We start from the raw sequence: 16732 nt of genomic DNA on the forward strand, positions 1-16732 counted from the left end.
AGCTCGCCTCAGGCCTGCAGGCCGTTGTCCGCCTTGATCATGTCGGCCGCCTTCTCGCCGATCATGATGCTTGCGGCATTGGTGTTGCCACCCACGATTCGCGGCATGATGGCGGCATCGGCCACGCGCAGGCCCTGGAGGCCGTGGACGCACAGGCGCGGATCGACCACCGCCATGTCATCCTGCCCCATGGCGCAGGTGCCGACGGGGTGGAGGGCGGTGTTGATCGCGCTGCGCACCCAGGCATCGATCTCCGCATCGCTCTTTACATTCGGGCCGGGCATTACCTCGCCGCGCAAGACGTCGCTCAGCGGTGCGGTGGAGAATATCTCGCGCAGTTGCGGCACGAGGCGGCGGAAGAAGGCGCGATCGTTCTCGGTGGAGAGCACGTTGGAGAGGATGCGCGGCTTGTCCGTCGGGTCTGCCGAGCGCAGCTTCACCCAGCCGCGACCCTCGGGCCGCAGCAGCACGCAGGCCATGGCCACCACGTCCGCCTTGGGCTTGCGCCAGCCGGGGAACCAGGTCTGCGCGCCGATCATGGTCGGCTGGAACAGGCACTGCGCATCCGGGCGCTCAAGCTCGGGCCGGGTCTTGATGAAGCCGTTGGCGGTCACCGGCATGTCGGCGATCATGCCGCCGCGCGTCAGCAGCCACTGCAGCGCGGCAAGCGCCGAGCGGTCGATGCGCAGGCTGTTGGTCAGCGTCACGCTGCGCGCCGCTGCATTGACCATCGCGACCGAAGGGTGGTCCTGCAGGTTCATGCCGACGCCGGGAAGGTGATGCACTACATCGATGCCCTGCTCGGCGAGATGCTCGGCCGGGCCGATGCCGGAGAGCAGCAGCACCTGGGGCGAATTATAGGCACCGCCCGAAAGGATGATTTCCTGCGCGGCGGCGACCCGCTTGTCCCGGCCTTCGCTGTCGCGATAGTGAACCGCGACCGCGCGGCCGTTGGCGACCTCGATGCGGGTGACCAGCGCGCCGGTTTCCACGGTCAGATTGGGCCGCGACATCGCCGGAATGAGGAAGCGCGCGGCGGTGCTGGCGCGCGTGCCCTCATGGATGTTGAGCGGCGGCGGTCCCCAGCCTTCCTGGTCGGCGCGGTGGAAGCTGTCGCGCTCGTCATAGCCGAGCGATTTTACGGTGCTGATGAACCGTTGGTAGAGATCGTTGGTCTTGGGCTGCTGCTTGACGCTCAGCGGGCCGCCCTTGCCATGCCAATGGTCCTCAGGGCCCCAATGATTTTCCGATTTCTTGAAGTAGGGCAGCACATCGTCATAGCTCCAGCCCTCGTTGCCGAGCTGGCGCCACTCGTCATAATCCCGCGCATGGCCGCGCGCGTAAAGCATGCCGTTGATCATCGACGAGCCGCCCAGCGCCTTGCCGCGCGGCTGGCGGATCTGGCGGTTGTCGGCGAACGGTTCCGGCTCGCCCATGTAGCTCCAGTTGAACTTGGGATCGGCCATCACGAACGGGAAGAGGATCGGCATGGTGAGGCGGATGTCGCGCTCGCGACGGCCGGCCTCCAGCACGAGGACCCTGGCATTGGGGTCTTCCGACAGGCGGGCGGCGATGACCGCGCCGGCCGAGCCGGATCCGATGACGATGAAGTCGGGCGTGGAGCTGTTGGCCAAGACTCAGAGTTCCTTGAAGCGGGCAGATTTGATGTGCGTGAACTTGCCGTTCGCGATGCGGTACAGGATGATGCTCTCGATCTCGCGCACATCGCCCTTCTTGGTCGGCCACATTTCGAATTCGGGCCAATCCTTGATCGTCTCGAAGCGGGTGTGAACCCGCAGCGCTGCGCCGTCATCGGCGAGAATGAGGTCGAGGATCGTCAGCGTTTCCTCGAAATGCGCCTTCACGCCGCGATAGAAGTCGCCGATCTTCTCCCGGCCGACGATGTGCATCCGGTCCCCCAGCTGAAAGTCCACGTCATCTGCGTAGAAGCTGGTGAAGCCATCGAAATCATTGGCGTTGAAGGCGCTGATATAGCGCTCGAAATCCTCGCGGGTCATGCGGCATACTCTCCTGTGTGAACCAGTTCGTCGGCGGGCAGAACCTTGCCCTTGAGGATGTCCGCCGCCCGCTCGGCGAGCATGATGGTGGGCGCATTGATGTTACCGCCAGTCTCGTCCGGCATCACCGAGGCATCGATGACCCGCAGGCCTTCCATGCCGATCACCCGCAACTGCGGATCGACCACCGCCATCGGACCGGTGCCCATCCGGCAGGTGCCGAGCGGATGCTGCGTGGTCGTCGTCGTGGCGCGGATATGCTCATCCAGCGCCTCATCGCTCACCACATCGGCGCCGGGCGAGATTTCCTTGCCGGTGATCTCGGCTTGCGGCGAAGTGGCATAGATCTTCCGCGCAATGCGGATGCCCGCCCGCGCCGTCGCGAAATCGGCCGGCGCGCTGAACAGGTTGAGGAAAATGCCGACATGATCGTCGGCCTTGGGTGATTTGAGGAACACCCGGCCACGGCTCTCCGGGTGGAGCAGGATGACGTCGGCGGTCAGCTTGTGCGGCGGACGCTTCTTGATGCCGGGGAACCACAGATGCGCGTCGAGCGTCACGGGGTTGCACCAGAGTTGAATGTCCGGCTGGGCGAGGCGCGGGTCGGTGCGCAGCACCGGGTTGGCGCTGTTCACCTGCCGCGCAAAGGGGCCGGTGCCCATGAAGTACCAGCGCAGCACGGAGAGCGTTGCCCTGTCGAAGCGCAACTCATTGACGAAGGTCACCGGCGCAGCCTCGAATAGCACGGGCGTACGGGGATGTTCCGAGAGGTTCTCGCCGACGCCGGGCAGGTCATGCACGACCGGGATATCCATCTCGCGCAGGTGCTGCGCCGGGCCGATGCCGGAGAGCATGAGCAACTGCGGCGAATTGTAGCTGCCGCCTGAGAGGATCACCTCGCGGCGGGCGAGGGCGGTCTTGAGGACGCCATCGTGGCGATACTCCACGCCGGTCGCCCGCTTGCCCTCAGTCAGCACGCGCTGGGTCATGGCGTTGGTCAGCACCGTCAGATTGGGCCGGGCCATGGCGGGCTTGAGATAGGCGGCGTAGGTCGATGCGCGGCGGCCATTCTTGTCGATGGTCAGCTCGACGCGGCCGACACCTTCTTCATCCCCATCGTGAATATCGTCGGTGATCGGGAAGCCGGCGTTGTTCGCGGCGGCCATGAGTTCATCGTGCAGTAGCCATTTGGTGGCGTTGGGCGTCACGCTCAGCGGGCCGTCGGCGCCGTGCAGATCGGACGCGCCGCGCCAGCTGCGCTCCATCTTGCGGAAATAGGGGAGCACATCGGCGTAGCTCCAGCCCTTGCAGCCCATCTGCGCCCAGCGATCGAAATCGGCGCTGTGACCACGCATGAACACCATGCCGTTGATCGAGCTGGAGCCGCCGAGCAGCCGGCCGCGCGGCAGGATCAGCTTGCGGTTGTTCATGTGCGGCTCCGGCTCCGTCCAATAGGGCCAGGTGTAGCCGGGCTTGAACAGCGCCTTGAGGAAGCCGAGCGGCATCCGAATCAGCCAGTCATCGCCACCGCCGCCTGCCTCCAGCAGCAGGACGCGCACATTCGGGTCCTCGGTGAGTCGCGCCGCGAGCACCGACCCGGCGGACCCCGCGCCGACGATCACATAATCAAAGGAATTTTCGGACAAAGTCACTCTCCATGGACTTCCGGCGCGCTAGAGTTGGCGTGGACGCATGTCTGCTGTTATTGAGGAGATCATGATGATTCAACATGATCTCTGCCGTCAGGGTGCCGACGGCTGCTGGAAAGGATGTCTGTTTCGATGAATGCGCCTTATAATCCCGGTCTGCTTGAGCAACTGCGTATGCGCTACGCTAACGGCCCGGTCAAAATGTTGATCGGCGGGCAGTGGGTCGAGGCCGCATCCGGCGAAACCTTCGAAACGCTCAATCCCTCGACCGGGGAACTCATCGCAAATGTCGCCAGCGCCGGCGAGGTCGATGTGGACCGGGCCGTCGCCGCCGCGCGCAAGGCGTTCGAGGGTGCCTGGTCGGGCGTGAAGCCGACCGAGCGGACCAATTTGCTGCTCAAGCTCGCCGATCTGCTCGAAGCCAATGCCGAGGAACTGGCGCTGCTGGAGACGCTGGACGTAGGGCGGCCCATCCAGTTCTCGCGGATGATCGACGTCGCGGGCGCCGTTGGCCAGCTGCGCTACAATGCCGGCTGGGCGACCAAGATTTTCGGCGAGACCGCAGAGATCAGCGCACCGGGCGAATGGCTCTCCTATGTGCTGCGCGAGCCGGTTGGTGTGTGCGCGCAGATCGTGCCGTGGAACTTCCCGCTGGTGATGGCGATGGGCAAGCTCGCCCCTGCGATCGCAGCGGGCTGCACCGTCGTGCTCAAGCCGGCCGAGCAGACCCCGCTCAGCACGCTGCGGCTGGGCGAGCTGGTGCTTGAGGCGGGCTTCCCGGAAGGCGTGATCAACATCGTCTCGGGCTTCGGGCGGACCGCCGGCGCGGCGCTGGCTGCGCACCGCGATGTCGACAAGGTCTCGTTCACCGGTTCGACGGTGACCGGCAAGGCGATCATCGAAGCCTCCAAGACGAACTTCAAGCGCGTACAGCTCGAACTGGGCGGCAAGTCGCCCACCTATATCTTTGCGGATGCGGACCTCTCCAAGGCCATTCCGGCAGCGGCGATGGGTATCTTCTTCAATGCCGGTCAGGTCTGCGCGGCGGGATCGCGCCTGTTCGTGCATGAGAAGGTGGCTGATGCCGTGCTGGAAGGCGTGGTGAACATGGCGCGGGGCATGAAGGTCGGCCAGACCCTCGATGCCTCGACCATGATCGGCCCGCTGGTCAGCGCGGCGCAGCTTGACCGCGTGACCGGTTATATCGAGTCCGGCCGCCAGGAAGGCGCCAGCGTGCTTGCCGGCGGCGATCGCCTCTCCGGTGAGGGCTATGAGGGCGGCTATTTCGTCCAGCCCACCGTGCTGGTGGATACCAAGCCCGACATGCGCGTGCGCGCCGAGGAAATCTTCGGCCCGGTGCTCTGCGCGATGCGTTTCAATGATGAGGACGATGTCGCGGCGCTGGCCGCGCGGGGCAATGAGACGGAGTTCGGCCTGTCCGCATCCATCTACACCCAGAATATCTCCACTGCACACAAGCTGGCCCGGCGCCTCAACTCCGGCACCATCCGCATCAACGGTTCGGGCGGCGTCGATCCCGCGCTTCCGCTCGGCGGCTACAAGGCCTCCGGCTGGGGCCGTGAGAATGGCAAGGCCGGCGTCGAGGCCTATACCGAGCTCAAGGCGGTCAGCGTCGCCCTCTAAGGGCGCGCTGCGAATTATAGTGCCGCCTCGGGTCTAACCGGGGCGGCCCGAGGAGAGGGGGGAGCGCAATTGAGCGCAAAGGATAACAATAACGGGGCGGCGGGCCCTCTCGAAGAAGCCTGGCGCATCTTCGATTCCCGCCACCTTCCTTATCGTCTGCTGATGCTCGGCAAGATGCTCGACCGGCTTTCGGTCCAGCACATCCGGGACAATGCGGGTGTCTCGCTGGCGGAGTGGCGGGTGCTGGCGCATTTGGCCGTAATGGGCACCAAAAGTGCCAGCGAAGTGTCGGCAGCCGCGCTGGTGGACCGGGCGGAAGTCAGCCGGGCGGTGCGGGTTCTGGAAGAAGAAGGCTTCCTGCGGCGCGAGGAAAACCCCCGAAACCGCAAGAGCAGCCTGCTGGTGCTGACCGAAAAGGGGCAGGACAGCTACAAGCGGGTCCATATGGACCGGCGCAAGTTCTTCAGCATGTTGACGGCCGATTTCAGCGAGTCCGAACTGTCGGACCTGGATGGCATGTTGCTGCGCATGGCCAAGCGGGCCGATCAAATGGGGCGTGAAGGCGTTCCTTCAGCGAGGAAAAAGCCTTGAATTACGACGATTATGTCGCCGACTTCAACGAAGGTCAGGATGATCGCCTTGTCGAGCGGTGGTTCGCGCCGGATTGCGTGATGTACAGCAGCACCCGCGTCTGCCGTGGGCGCGATGGCCTGCTCGATTTCCTCGACTGGGCCCATGACGGCGTACGCGAGGTCATCCGCCCCCGACTGGTGCTGCAGGAGGGCAACCGGCTGTTCGTCGATGTGGACATGGATTTCATCTGCCACGCGCCGCGCCCCGATTTCCCCTTCGCGCCCTTGCTGCCGGGCGACATTCTGACGGTGCGGTTCTTCGTGACCTATCTGTTGAACGAGGCCGGGCAAATCCAGGAACTGTGCTCCATGACCTGGCCGGCGGAACAGGGCGTCACCAAGGCGCCGATGCTCTCATCCCATGCGGGCGGGCGGGCAGCCTATCATGCCTATGCGGCGGCGTTCAGTGCTGGCGATATGGAGCGGGCAGGGCGTTATTACACAGAGGACTGTGTGCTGCGGCTACCCTCAGTGCCTGTCATCAACGGACGCGATGGCATCTGCGACTTCTATCGCACCATGTTCCAGACGGTACGGGAAGATCTCACCATCCATGGGCTGGTGATCGACGACAATGGAATTGCGGTGGACTGTACCAGCACCTTCATAGCGCAGCAGGACGCGCCCGATTTCGTGGTCAAGCCGCTCAAGCAAGGCGAGAGCATTCAGGTGCGCGTGTTCGTGGTCTACGGATTGCGCAATGGGCAAATCGCGACGATCGACGTGGCGCGGGCAGGCGCCGTGGCACCGCCCGCGTCCGCTTGATCGTCAAGTTATCGACGGCTGAAATGCCGGCGGGTCGCTGGCGGGAAAGGATTCGTCCGAGGCTTCGTCAATCTCGTCCCATTTGCCCGGGGCGGGCTTGTGCTTCATCGCATCCGGCCCAGCATCGCGGACCTCGGGGTTTTCGTCCGTCTCGGTTTTCGTCTTGGGGTCTTCGGGCATCGACATCTCAAATCCTTTCGTGATTTCCTTGTCGTCTGATCGATCAACGCCTGCGTGCGCCAGCAGTTGCATGGCCCTGTCGGAAGCGGAACGCGTCCTGCCGCGTTAGGCAGCTATGAAGGCATCCGGTTTTCATCGCGCGATCCGCTGGCTCGTCTGGGCGGGCGCTCTGATTCTGGCAGCGTTGCTGGCGTTCGCACTGTTCCGCCCGGCCCCGCAGGATCTCCCCTGGACGCCGCTTTCGCTCGATCAGCCCATCGGCTTGTTCACGCGGCACAAGCTCTCGGGATTGCGGGACGATGCGCCACAATGTCGCGCCTTGCTGCATCGCGCCGGGTTGGAGACGACGGCGGTGCCGGCTTTCGGCAGCGACCAATGCCGAGTCACGACCGCCACCCGCCTTGCGGCTGGGCAGGACATGCTCGCCCTTTTGCCGACGGACGTGGCCCCGGCCTGTACCGTTATGGCCGCCACCGCGCTCTGGACCTGGCAGGTTGTCCAGCCTGCCGCGCAGCAAATTCTTGGCGCGTCGGTTGTCCGCATTGAGCATTTGGGCAGCTATAGTTGCCGGCGAATGTACGGGCGCGGCGAAGGCGCGTGGAGCGAACATGCCACCGCCAATGCACTCGACATCGCCGGCTTCGTGCTGAGCGACGGCCGCCGGATTTCGGTGCTGCGGGATTGGGATGGAGAGGGCGAAGAGGCCGCCTTCCTGCGGACCGTGCGCGATGGCGCGTGCCGCGTGTTTTCGACCGTGCTCTCGCCGGATTATAACCGCCAGCATGCCGATCACTTCCACTTCGATCAGGCGGATCGGGGCGGGGTCAGCTGGGGCGTTTGCCGCTGATCAGCCGGCCTCGACCTGCTGCTCTTCCAGCCAGGCGATCAGGCCGCGTTCTGGGCGGCTGAGCCATTTGGTCTGGCGCGGCAGGCGCGTCTGCTTGCGGAATTCGCTCGCCCCGTCGCGCGCAAGGGCGATGAGATTGGGGTGGATGTAGGATTTGCGGGCTATGGCCGGCGTATTGCCCAGATGTTCGGAGACATGGGTCAGCATCGCCGTGAGGGTGGAGACCTCCTGCTCGTGCAGCAGCCAGTCGAACGCGAGCACGCTCGCCCGCCATGTCCGGAAATGCTTGGCGGTGAAGTCCGCGCCCATCGTCTCGCGCAGATAGCCGTTCACATCCGATGAGGAGACCGGTGAGGCGGTGCCATCGTCGCGCAGATACTGGAAGAGGTGCTGGCCCGGCAGATCCTGCATCTGGCGAACGAAGCGAATGAGGCGGCGGTCCGTCATGCTGACTTCGCTCAGCTTGCCCGACTTGGCCTTGAACCGCAGGGTGAGGCGGCTGCCGCTGACCTTGGCATGGCGCCGGCGCAGGGTGGTGGCGCCAAAGCTGCGATTGCTCTTGGCATAGGCCTCGTTCCCCACGCGGATGCGGCCGCTGTCGAGCAGCTGCACGACCGAGGCGATGGCCCGCTCGGCCGTGAGGCCGCGCCCGGCCAGATCATCCTCCACCCGGCGGCGCAGCAGCGGCAGCAGGGCGCCGAACGCGGCGCAGCCCTCATATTTGCGCGCGTCCCGCTCGGCGGTAAAATCGGGGTGGTAGCGATATTGCTTGCGCCCGCGCGCATCGATGCCCGTTGCCAGAATATGGGCATGGGCATTGGGCGCGAACCAGGCATCGGTATATGCCGGCGGCAGGCCGATGCGGTTGAGCCGGTCGATCTCTGCCCGCTCGGTGATGCGCGCGCCTTCCGCATCGAAATAGGCCCAGCCGCGTTTTCCACTCGGTCGACGGCGAATGCCCGGCATGCTGTCGTCGACGAAAATCAGCGCGTGTGTCATGCTCGGGGCCGCTCCTTGCCTATCCACGGGGCCTATCCACGGGACTTGTCCATGGGCATGGACGAGCGCACAACGCGCAAGCTGTGGGTTTGGAGCCAGCCGGCGGCGCACGTAGACAGGCCCGGCAGATGATAGTGGAGAAACCGGTGACGAAGATGCGGGAAGAACGCGACAGCCTGGGACCCATCGACGTGCCTGACGCGGCCTATTGGGGCGCCCAGACCCAGCGCAGCATCGAGAATTTTCCGTTCGGCCCGTCCGAGCGAATGCCGATCGGCATCGTCCATGCGCTGGCCATCGTGAAAAGCGCCGCCGCGCATGTGAACCGCTCGCACGGACTGGCCCCGGACATCGCCGATGCCATCGAGACGGCAGCGGCGGAGATCGTGGCCGGCAAGCTGGACGATCAGTTTCCCCTGGTCATCTGGCAGACCGGCAGCGGCACCCAGACCAACATGAATGTGAACGAGGTGATCGCCGGCCGGGCCAACGAGGCGCTGACCGGTCAGCGCGGCGGCAAGGCACGGGTCCATCCCAACGATCATGTCAATATGAGCCAGTCTTCCAACGACAGCTTCCCGACGGCGCTGCACATTGCGGCGGCCCGCGCGCTGGTCGAACGGCTGATGCCCGCGCTCGATCATCTTGCCGATCTGCTCGGCGCGATGGCGCAGGCCTGGTCCGGCATCGTCAAGATCGGCCGGACGCATCTGCAGGACGCGACGCCGCTCACGCTGGGGCAGGAGTTCTCCGGCTATGCTCAGCAACTGCTCAACTGCCGCAACCGTCTCTCCCGCGCCCTGGAAGACGAGCTGATGCCGCTGGCGCAGGGCGGCACGGCGGTCGGCACAGGCCTGAATGCGCCGCAAGGGTTCGGCGAGGCGGTGGCCAAGCAGATTGCGGCGTTGACCGATCTTCCGTTCAAGACCGCGCCCAACAAGTTCGAGGCCTTGGCCTCCAACGATCCGCTGGTCCAGCTCTCCGGGTCGCTGGCGACACTCGCCGTCGCGCTGACCAAGATCGCCAATGATATCCGCCTGCTCGGCTCGGGGCCGCGTTCGGGGCTGGGCGAGCTGGAATTGCCGGCCAATGAGCCAGGCAGTTCGATCATGCCCGGCAAGGTCAACCCCACCCAGTGCGAGATGCTGACGATGGTTGCCGCGCAGGTGATCGGCAATCATCAGGCCGTGACGGTCGGCGGCTTGCAGGGGCATCTCGAACTTAACGTCTTCAAGCCGATGATCGGTGCGGCGATCCTGCGTTCCATCGATCTGCTGAGCACGGGAATGGAGAGCTTTGCCGAGCGCTGCGTGGAAGGCATCGTGCCCAATGAGGCGCGCATCGCGGACTTGGTCGAGCGCTCGCTGATGCTGGTCACCGCCCTGGCACCCGAGGTCGGCTATGACAACGCCGCCAAGATTGCCAAATATGCCCATGAGCAGGGCCTGAGCCTGCGCGAGGCGGCCTCTGCGCTCGGGCTTGTCGACGCGGCGACCTTCGATCGTCTCGTGCAGCCGCAGTCCATGATCTGACCGGACCGGCCTTCCGGACGCCGATGCGACACGGCGTGACTCGCTGTCGATCGGTTTGCCGCTTTACCCGGAACCCCTGCGCTATCTGGCCGTTGGTTTGGCAGGTGGCGTCGCGCTGACGCGCCGCCTCAAGACCCAGGGCCGGCATAGTCCGGCATTGGCACCTTGGTCCCGGTTGGATCGGCAAACCCCTTCCGTGGATCGAGGCCTACCTTCAACAGGAAGAGGACCAGGCTCATGGCTACCGAAATCGCAATTGACGAAACTCAGCGCCTCATCTCCTCGGACAAGGTCGAGGGAACGACGGTGTACAACCGGCAGGGCGAGAAGCTCGGGACGGTGCGCAACTTCATGGTCGATAAGAGGAGCGGCAAGGCTGAATATGCCGTAATGTCGTTCGGCGGGCTGTTCGGCCTCGGCAGCGATTATTATCCGCTGCCGTGGGACATGCTCGATTATGATACCGAATATGGCGGCTATGTCGTCGACATCGAGAAATCCCGTCTCGAAGGCGCGCCGCGATATGCGCAGGAAGACCCCGTCTACGACCATGGCTACGGGCGGCAGGTCTACGGATATTGGGGGATCCCTTATCCCTTCGTCTGATCGACAGGCACAGGCCGCCCGGCACGAACGGGCGGCCTTTTAATTTGGAGGCTTACTCATGCCAGCCAAATCCAAAGCGCAGCAGAAAGCCGCCGGGGCAGCCTTGTCTGCCAAACGCGGCGACAGCGCCAAATCCGACCTCAAGGGTGCCTCACGCGAGATGTATGACTCGATGAGCAAGAGCCAGCTTGAGGATTTTGCCTCCGGCAGCCGCAAGGGCAAGCCGGACCACGTCAAGTGACGTGCTGAACGGAAGAATGATCCATGACTGACACAATCGACATGATCCACGAAGACAATCTGCCCGGTGACGAGCATAAGCTCGATCCCCAGCCCGAATTCATGCCGCGTTACCCGGGATCGGGCCGATTGAAAGGCAAGGTCGCGGTCGTGACCGGTGCGGATAGCGGGATCGGCCGGGCGGTTGCGGTGCTGTTCGCGCGTGAAGGCGCGGACGTCGCCATCGCTTATCTGTGCGAGCATGAAGACGCCGCCAAGACGCAAAAGTTGGTCGAACAGGAAGGCGCTCGCGCGCTCGTGTTTGCGGGCGATCTGGGCGACAAGGCTGTCTGTCAGGACCTGATCGATCGCACAGTGGGCGCGTTCGGGCGTCTCGACATCATCGTCAACAATGCCGGCGAGCAGCACCCGGACAAGGCGATCGAGGACATCACCGAGGAACAGCTCAAGCGCACGTTCCAGACAAACATCTACTCGATGTTCTTCGTGGTGCAGGCGGCGATGCCGCATCTTCGCGAGGGCGCCGCGATCGTCAACTGCACCTCCGTCACGATGTATCAGGGCTCCAAGGAACTGCTCGATTATTCGAGCACCAAGGGCGCCATCACGGCGTTCACCCGCTCGCTCAGCGAAAACCTCATCGACAAGGGCATTCGCGTCAACGCCGTGGCGCCGGGGCCGATCTGGACGCCACTCAACCCGTTCGGCGGTGCCAGCAAGGAGAAACTCGCGCATTTCGGCGAGAGCACGCCGATGGGTCGCCCGGGCCAGCCGAACGAAGTCGCGCCGTGCTTCCTGTTCCTCGCCTGCGAGGATTCCAGCTATATGAGCGGGCAGGTGCTCCACCCCAATGGCGGGATGGTCGTCGGCTCCTGAGTTCAGCGCCTCTGCCTGTCCGTTCGCGCCGCTGTGAGCAAAGCGTTGTCCACAGCGTCGTGACGGCCGGCAGCGTCCTGCTCGAGCGCAGCGCAGATGGCGCTGCTCGCCATCGGCGCTGCTTCCATCAACTTGCCCATCCGGGCCGGCAATCTGGCCACGGTGATGCCGGCATACCAACAGGTCTGGGCAAGGCTGACGTGACCCATCAAATCCGGCTTGGCATCATAGAGCGCCATCTCATGAAAGCGAGGCGCGATATCCAGCGTGTCGGCATAGACTGCCATGGTCGCGGCGCTGGCGAGCGCGACCTGATCCCCGATCATGAGTGTGCCATATTGATGGCCCATCGCCGCATCGGCAAGCAGCGTGGGCGTCGCCCGGCAAGCGGCCAAGGCGTCGCTCCAGCGGAAGGCTTTCGCGCCGATGACCTTGTCCGGGCGGATGCGCAGGATGAGATCGAATTCGTCGCCTCGGGCGATCGCCATGTCCGACGCGGCCTTGAGCTTGTAGTGCATCTTGCGGGGGTTGGACCAACCCGTAAAATCCGGGTCGCTATCGTCCTCCAGCACCACATGCTCGGTGCTATAAAAGGCTTCGAGTTCAGCCTTGCTGACGACCCCGCCATCCGCCAGCGCGGCGAACAGCGCGGGGTAGCGCTCGGCCATGCCGGGCATGCCGATGCGCCCGGCGTGCAGGCGCCACGCTTCGCAAAAGGCTTCGCCGGCGAAGGGCAGATAAGCGCGGAACGGCTCTGCGCCCGAGCGCCCGATCTTGCTCCAGCTATGGATGAAGAATTGGCAGTCCGCGTCCCGCAGCAAGCTGGCCTGCCAGGTCGGGAAGGCCGCGCGGTAGCCACGCAGCTGGCCCGAAACGCACACGGCAATGCGCGGACGGCGCCGCCCGAGCTTGAGGAAAGGCGCCTTGCCCGTGACCTTGTCCTCCACGAAAGCGGCCGCCTGCCATGGCCTGGAGTCCAGCCGGGCAAGCGCTGCGTTCGACCTAGCGCGATCAGCAGTCGAGCGCAGCTTGAGGCCCGGCTGCGCCAGCGCGGCCAGGTCCGGACCGAGGGCCGTCGTGACTGCCGCTGCGCTCGCGGGACCATCCGGCGAAACCGCCCATCGCAGCGCCAGAGAGCGCGCCGCCGCGCCATCGTCCTCATCGGTTGCACCACCCGGATATGCGCTGCGATAGGCCGCCAGCCATGCTGCAAGTTGTGCGTCTGCACGGCGTGATCCCGTAATCCACAAGAAGAGCAGCAATTGCCAGGCGGGGAACCGATTTACCAGTGCATCGGGCGGCGTGTTCTCCGCGAGACCGGCCAGATCGGCGATGTTCGGCTGAAAATGCACCGCATCGAACATGCCATTATAGGGCAGGCTGAGTTCGTGTCGGTCCAGTTGCGGCAGCAGGTCGAGATGCCAGCGCGAGATCGCGGCTTCGTCCTGCCAGCCCTGCAGGGGGTGGCGCAGCAGCAGTACGGCGATCAAAAAGCCGCGGTCGCGCGCGCCCTCATCCCACAAAGCTGTCAGAACGGGCCGAAGAAGCTCGGCCGCCTTCTTAAGCACGCCCTGATTGCCGCCCGCGTGGGCTGCTGCGATCCGCGCGCAGAGGGCAGGGGGCGTGCCGTCGCGATCGCGCTCAAGGACGAGGATGCGGAGGAGATCGTCCAGCCGCTCCCGACCCCAGTCCGTCGGCAAAGCCTCGTCGATCAGCGCGCCGGTCAGCGCGCGCCCGGCGCCCTCAAAGGCGCGGTGGGCCGTTATGCCCTCCTTAAATATTGCCTCGTAAATCTCCAAGGCAGGGGTATAGTTTGAGGCCTCGGTCAATTCTTTGGCTGCGGCAAGCCGATCGTCGAGGAACTCGCTTGCAGGTTTTCCATTTACAGACTTCACGGGTTTTCCTCGATGGCCAATGGCGCGCGCGTTCAACCTAGCAAGATTTCGGATTAAGAATTCAACCCATTTCCACATTCTCACGACGGCCAGCTGAGAGAATGCTCGCCAGCGCGACAGATGTGCGTCGATTGCAGGGGGTTATTTGAGGGTCGATGGTCGTTTTAGTTAAATCGCGGGGCCGGAAATGACGCCGGACGTGTCCGTGAAGCCATGGCCGCTCGGCGTGGACCTCTCCGCCTATGACGCCCTGCTGTTCGATCTGGATGGCACGCTGGTCGATACCATGCCGCTCCACGGGCTCGCCTACGCAGCCGTGTTCGATGCGCGCGGCTATCGCTTCACCATGGATGATTATCTTGCAAATGTCGGTCCGCCCGCCCGGATCGCGATCCCGGCTTTTGCGGCAGTGGCGGGCATGGGTGAGATCGACGATGCGACGATCGCCGCCCTCCATGCCGAGAAGAAGGCGCATTTCAAGACCGTGCTGCGGCAGGAGAAGGCCCCGGCCCTGACCGCCTCACACTTGCTGGCGCGTCATGCCGGCACGATCCCCATGGCACTGGTGTCGTCGGGCAATCGGGATGGCGTCGAAGCGATCTTGGAAACGATGGCGTGGCGCCCCCATTTCGGCGCCGTGGTCAGCGGCGACGATGTGGCGCAAGGCAAGCCGCATGCCGAACCTTATCTCACCGGCGCGGCGTTGCTGGGGGTAGCGCCCGCACGCTGCCTCGTGTTCGAGGATACGCCGGTCGGGATCGCGTCCGGCCTTGCCGCTGGCATGACTGTCATCGACGTGACCCAAGCCGGCGTCATCCATCGGCCGGGCAAATCATGACAGGACCAGAGTTGACCCTCGACAGCCACCCGGCCTTGCGGATGTTCCGCGAGGTCATTCCGCTCTCCGGCTTTTCCGGCGCGACCGTCGCGCTGGTCCGTGATGGGGGGCAGCCCTTCGTGCGCAAGGCGGCCAATCTTGTCGATGCCAACGGGTCGTTGCGCGATCAGGCGGTGCGGCAGCAGGCGCTGGCTGGGCTGGTGGAAGGCTGTGCCGGGATGCCCGAGGTGCTCGACATGGGCGAGCAGGACGGGCTGTTCTATTTCGACATGGCGTTCATCCCGTCGCGCGATGCGGTCAATTTCCTCTCCAATGGCACCTTCGACAATGTCGCCGATTTCGCCGACCGCGTGGAGCGGCTGATGAGCCGCCTAGCGGTTTCGGTGCCGGTCAGCCAGCCGCCACTCGCCCCGCGCAAGAGCCTGCTGGTGGACAAGCTGCAGCAGATCGCCGACAAGACTGGCGCTATGCACGAACAAGCGCTCGCCCCTCTGGTGGAGGCGGCACAGCGCATGGATGTGCTGGTGGCGGACGAAAAGCCCACCGCAGCGCATGGCGATCTGACCTTCGAGAACATCCTCGTCGACCGGCGCGGCGCCTTGTGGCTGATCGATACGATCACATCGCCCTTCGATCATGTCTGGATCGACTGGTCCAAGCTGTTCCAGGAATGCGAAGGACTCTGGCACGCCCATCGTGGCCGGCCTCTGGCCCGGGGCGTGACATGGTGGCTGCGGCAGCGCTTCCATGCTGCCGCGACCGCGCTGGACCCGGCTTATCCGGCGCGCCATTACATCCTGCTCGGCCTCACCTTCGCGCGCATCCTGCCTTATGCGAAGACCAACGAGGACCGGGCCTTCGTTGCCCGGCGGGTGGCCGAATGCGGCCGCGCTGCCCTGGACAATCTTTGACGCGAGAGAGAAGACCTATGAAGATCATCGTACCCTGCGCCGGCCGCTCCTCCCGCTTCCCTAACATGGCGCCCAAGTGGATGCTGCCCGACAATGATGGCCTGCCGATGGTCTTCAAGGCGGTGCAGGGGCTCGGCGCCAATGTTGATGACTTCATCTTCACGATCCTGCGCGAGCATGAAGAGCGCTTCCAGGCCCAGGAAGGTCTGCGCGCCGCCTTTGGGCAGAAGGTCAATTGCGTTATTCTGGACGAGCCGACGCGCAGCCAGTCCGAGACGGTCGCCCAGACGCTGCTCAAGAGCGGCATCGACGAGCCCTTCATGGTGAAGGACAGCGACAATTATTTCGAGGTCCCGCACCTCTATCAAACGTACAATTATGTGTGCGTCGCTTCGCTCAGCAGCTTCAGCCAGGTCAACCCGCAGAACAAGAGCTATGTTCAGGTCGATCAGGAAGATGTGATCGTCAATTTCCGCGAAAAGCAGGTCATCTCCGATCTGTTCAGCGTCGGCGGCTATTATTTTTCCAGTCCGCGCGAGTTCCTGGCGGCTTATGACGAGCTGATGGGCCAGCCGCGCCTGTCCGCCGGCGAGCTCTATCTCTCCGAGATTATCGGCTATCTGGCGATGCAGGGCTCGGTGTTCCGGATACAGCGGATCAAGCAGTATCAGGACTGGGGGACGGTCCACGAGTGGCGCGAATATCTGCAGGGCCACCGGGTGTTCTTCATCAGCGTCGATGGCTTCCTGTTCGAGCAGGGGTCGCTGTTTTTCAAGCCCGGCTTCGAGGAAGTGAAGCCCAATCCGGTGGCGATCGAGACGGTGCAGAAACTGGCGGCGGAGGGACAGAAGATCTTCTATCTCTCCATCCGTCCGCATGAGCTGGAAGCGCTGACCAAGAGCCAGCTCGCCGCCGCTGGCCTGCCGGAGCGGCCGCTGCTGCTCGGCTGCGATCTCGCGCAGTGGACGCTGCTGACTGCGCCGCATTCCAATCAGCCGTTCCGCACCTCGCATGCTGTCGAGATCGCTGCGGATGACCCGAACATGGCGGAAAAGCTGGCCGTTGATCGCTGACGTCGGGAAACCCGGCGCTGGTCTCTT

General features: G+C 64.3%; 17 protein-coding genes. 11 read left to right on the plus strand and 6 right to left on the minus strand.

The window, feature by feature from the left end:
* Positions 1–8: 8 nt before the first annotated feature.
* From M2332_RS00535 to M2332_RS00545, 3 genes are read right to left on the minus strand one after another with little or no spacing between them, the layout of a single operon-like run.
* Positions 9–1634, minus strand: coding sequence for a GMC family oxidoreductase (locus M2332_RS00535; RefSeq protein WP_264572542.1), 1626 nt, complete (start codon positions 1632–1634; stop codon positions 9–11).
* A gap of 3 nt (positions 1635–1637) precedes the next feature.
* A complete protein-coding gene (locus M2332_RS00540; protein WP_264572543.1) occupies positions 1638–2018 on the minus strand; it encodes a nuclear transport factor 2 family protein in 381 nt (126 codons plus the stop codon).
* Entirely contained in the window at positions 2015–3664 is a 1650-nt protein-coding gene (locus tag M2332_RS00545; protein ID WP_264572544.1) for a GMC family oxidoreductase, read from the minus strand. The genes M2332_RS00540 and M2332_RS00545 overlap by 4 nt, the downstream gene beginning before the upstream one ends.
* A gap of 135 nt (positions 3665–3799) precedes the next feature.
* Here M2332_RS00545 and M2332_RS00550 point away from each other — a divergent pair, with 135 nt between their 5' ends.
* The 3 genes from M2332_RS00550 (at position 3800) to M2332_RS00560 (ending at position 6708) form a co-directional block, all read left to right on the plus strand.
* Complete coding sequence (locus M2332_RS00550) at positions 3800–5311, plus strand: aldehyde dehydrogenase family protein (protein ID WP_319801470.1); 1512 nt, start codon at positions 3800–3802, stop codon at positions 5309–5311.
* A 162-nt stretch (positions 5312–5473) separates the two neighbouring features.
* Entirely contained in the window at positions 5474–5902 is a 429-nt protein-coding gene (locus M2332_RS00555; protein ID WP_264572545.1) for a MarR family winged helix-turn-helix transcriptional regulator, read from the plus strand.
* Complete coding sequence (locus M2332_RS00560) at positions 5899–6708, plus strand: nuclear transport factor 2 family protein (RefSeq protein ID WP_264572546.1); 810 nt, start codon at positions 5899–5901, stop codon at positions 6706–6708. Before M2332_RS00555 ends, M2332_RS00560 begins: the two co-directional genes overlap by 4 nt.
* A gap of 3 nt (positions 6709–6711) precedes the next feature.
* Here M2332_RS00560 and M2332_RS00565 read toward each other — a convergent pair whose 3' ends face one another.
* Positions 6712–6894, minus strand: a complete 183-nt coding sequence (locus M2332_RS00565; RefSeq protein WP_264572224.1) for a hypothetical protein — start codon at positions 6892–6894, stop codon at positions 6712–6714.
* A gap of 109 nt (positions 6895–7003) precedes the next feature.
* On the opposite strand from M2332_RS00565, the gene M2332_RS00570 reads away from it, so the two are divergent.
* Entirely contained in the window at positions 7004–7735 is a 732-nt protein-coding gene (locus M2332_RS00570) for an extensin family protein (protein WP_264572547.1), read from the plus strand.
* On the opposite strand, the gene M2332_RS00575 is transcribed toward M2332_RS00570, so the two are convergent.
* Positions 7736–8734, minus strand: coding sequence for a DNA topoisomerase IB (locus tag M2332_RS00575; RefSeq protein WP_264572548.1), 999 nt, complete (start codon positions 8732–8734; stop codon positions 7736–7738).
* 155 nt (positions 8735–8889) lie between these two features.
* Between M2332_RS00575 and fumC the strand changes: the two genes are divergently transcribed.
* The 4 genes from fumC to M2332_RS00595 all read left to right on the plus strand — a co-directional run bounded on the left by fumC (position 8890) and on the right by M2332_RS00595 (position 11988).
* Positions 8890–10266 (plus strand): class II fumarate hydratase, encoded by a 1377-nt coding sequence (gene fumC / locus M2332_RS00580; protein WP_413715969.1) that lies wholly within the window; start codon positions 8890–8892, stop codon positions 10264–10266.
* A 237-nt stretch (positions 10267–10503) separates the two neighbouring features.
* Positions 10504–10872: a PRC-barrel domain-containing protein gene (locus M2332_RS00585; protein WP_181559327.1), complete on the plus strand. Its 369-nt coding sequence runs from the start codon at positions 10504–10506 to the stop codon at positions 10870–10872.
* A gap of 58 nt (positions 10873–10930) precedes the next feature.
* Entirely contained in the window at positions 10931–11113 is a 183-nt protein-coding gene (locus tag M2332_RS00590; RefSeq protein ID WP_264572550.1) for a DUF3008 family protein, read from the plus strand.
* A 23-nt stretch (positions 11114–11136) separates the two neighbouring features.
* Positions 11137–11988 carry an SDR family oxidoreductase gene (locus tag M2332_RS00595; protein ID WP_264572551.1) on the plus strand — a complete coding sequence of 284 codons (852 nt, stop codon included), beginning with the start codon at positions 11137–11139 and terminating at the stop codon, positions 11986–11988.
* A gap of 2 nt (positions 11989–11990) precedes the next feature.
* Here M2332_RS00595 and M2332_RS00600 read toward each other — a convergent pair whose 3' ends face one another.
* Positions 11991–13883 (minus strand): hypothetical protein, encoded by a 1893-nt coding sequence (locus M2332_RS00600; RefSeq protein WP_264572552.1) that lies wholly within the window; start codon positions 13881–13883, stop codon positions 11991–11993.
* Positions 13884–14082: 199 nt separating this feature from the next.
* On the opposite strand from M2332_RS00600, the gene M2332_RS00605 reads away from it, so the two are divergent.
* The 3 genes from M2332_RS00605 to M2332_RS00615 are packed head-to-tail and all read left to right on the plus strand — an operon-like array spanning position 14083 to position 16705.
* Positions 14083–14721, plus strand: coding sequence for an HAD family hydrolase (locus tag M2332_RS00605; protein ID WP_264572553.1), 639 nt, complete (start codon positions 14083–14085; stop codon positions 14719–14721).
* 11 nt (positions 14722–14732) lie between these two features.
* Positions 14733–15632: a phosphotransferase gene (locus M2332_RS00610; protein WP_264572554.1), complete on the plus strand. Its 900-nt coding sequence runs from the start codon at positions 14733–14735 to the stop codon at positions 15630–15632.
* 17 nt (positions 15633–15649) lie between these two features.
* Positions 15650–16705: a hypothetical protein gene (locus M2332_RS00615; RefSeq protein ID WP_264572555.1), complete on the plus strand. Its 1056-nt coding sequence runs from the start codon at positions 15650–15652 to the stop codon at positions 16703–16705.
* Positions 16706–16732 lie beyond the last annotated feature (27 nt).

It is taken from the genome of Sphingobium sp. B11D3A (genome assembly GCF_025961695.1).
In the GTDB taxonomy this organism is placed as follows: domain Bacteria; phylum Pseudomonadota; class Alphaproteobacteria; order Sphingomonadales; family Sphingomonadaceae; genus Sphingobium.

What these genes read in the sequence shown, in the direction of transcription:
- M2332_RS00540 (WP_264572543.1), bottom strand. Translation starts at nt 2,018, where the DNA reads ATGACCCGCGAGGATTTCGAGCGCTATATCAGCGCCTTCAACGCCAAT.
- M2332_RS00550 (WP_319801470.1), top strand. Translation starts at nt 3,800, where the DNA reads ATGAATGCGCCTTATAATCCCGGTCTGCTTGAGCAACTGCGTATGCGC.
- M2332_RS00555 (WP_264572545.1), top strand. Translation starts at nt 5,474, where the DNA reads ATGCTCGGCAAGATGCTCGACCGGCTTTCGGTCCAGCACATCCGGGAC.
- M2332_RS00565 (WP_264572224.1), bottom strand. Translation starts at nt 6,894, where the DNA reads ATGTCGATGCCCGAAGACCCCAAGACGAAAACCGAGACGGACGAAAAC.
- M2332_RS00570 (WP_264572547.1), top strand. Translation starts at nt 7,004, where the DNA reads ATGAAGGCATCCGGTTTTCATCGCGCGATCCGCTGGCTCGTCTGGGCG.
- M2332_RS00575 (WP_264572548.1), bottom strand. Translation starts at nt 8,734, where the DNA reads ATGACACACGCGCTGATTTTCGTCGACGACAGCATGCCGGGCATTCGC.
- fumC (WP_413715969.1), top strand. Translation starts at nt 8,890, where the DNA reads ATGCGGGAAGAACGCGACAGCCTGGGACCCATCGACGTGCCTGACGCG.
- M2332_RS00585 (WP_181559327.1), top strand. Translation starts at nt 10,504, where the DNA reads ATGGCTACCGAAATCGCAATTGACGAAACTCAGCGCCTCATCTCCTCG.
- M2332_RS00590 (WP_264572550.1), top strand. Translation starts at nt 10,931, where the DNA reads ATGCCAGCCAAATCCAAAGCGCAGCAGAAAGCCGCCGGGGCAGCCTTG.
- M2332_RS00595 (WP_264572551.1), top strand. Translation starts at nt 11,137, where the DNA reads ATGACTGACACAATCGACATGATCCACGAAGACAATCTGCCCGGTGAC.
- M2332_RS00615 (WP_264572555.1), top strand. Translation starts at nt 15,650, where the DNA reads ATGAAGATCATCGTACCCTGCGCCGGCCGCTCCTCCCGCTTCCCTAAC.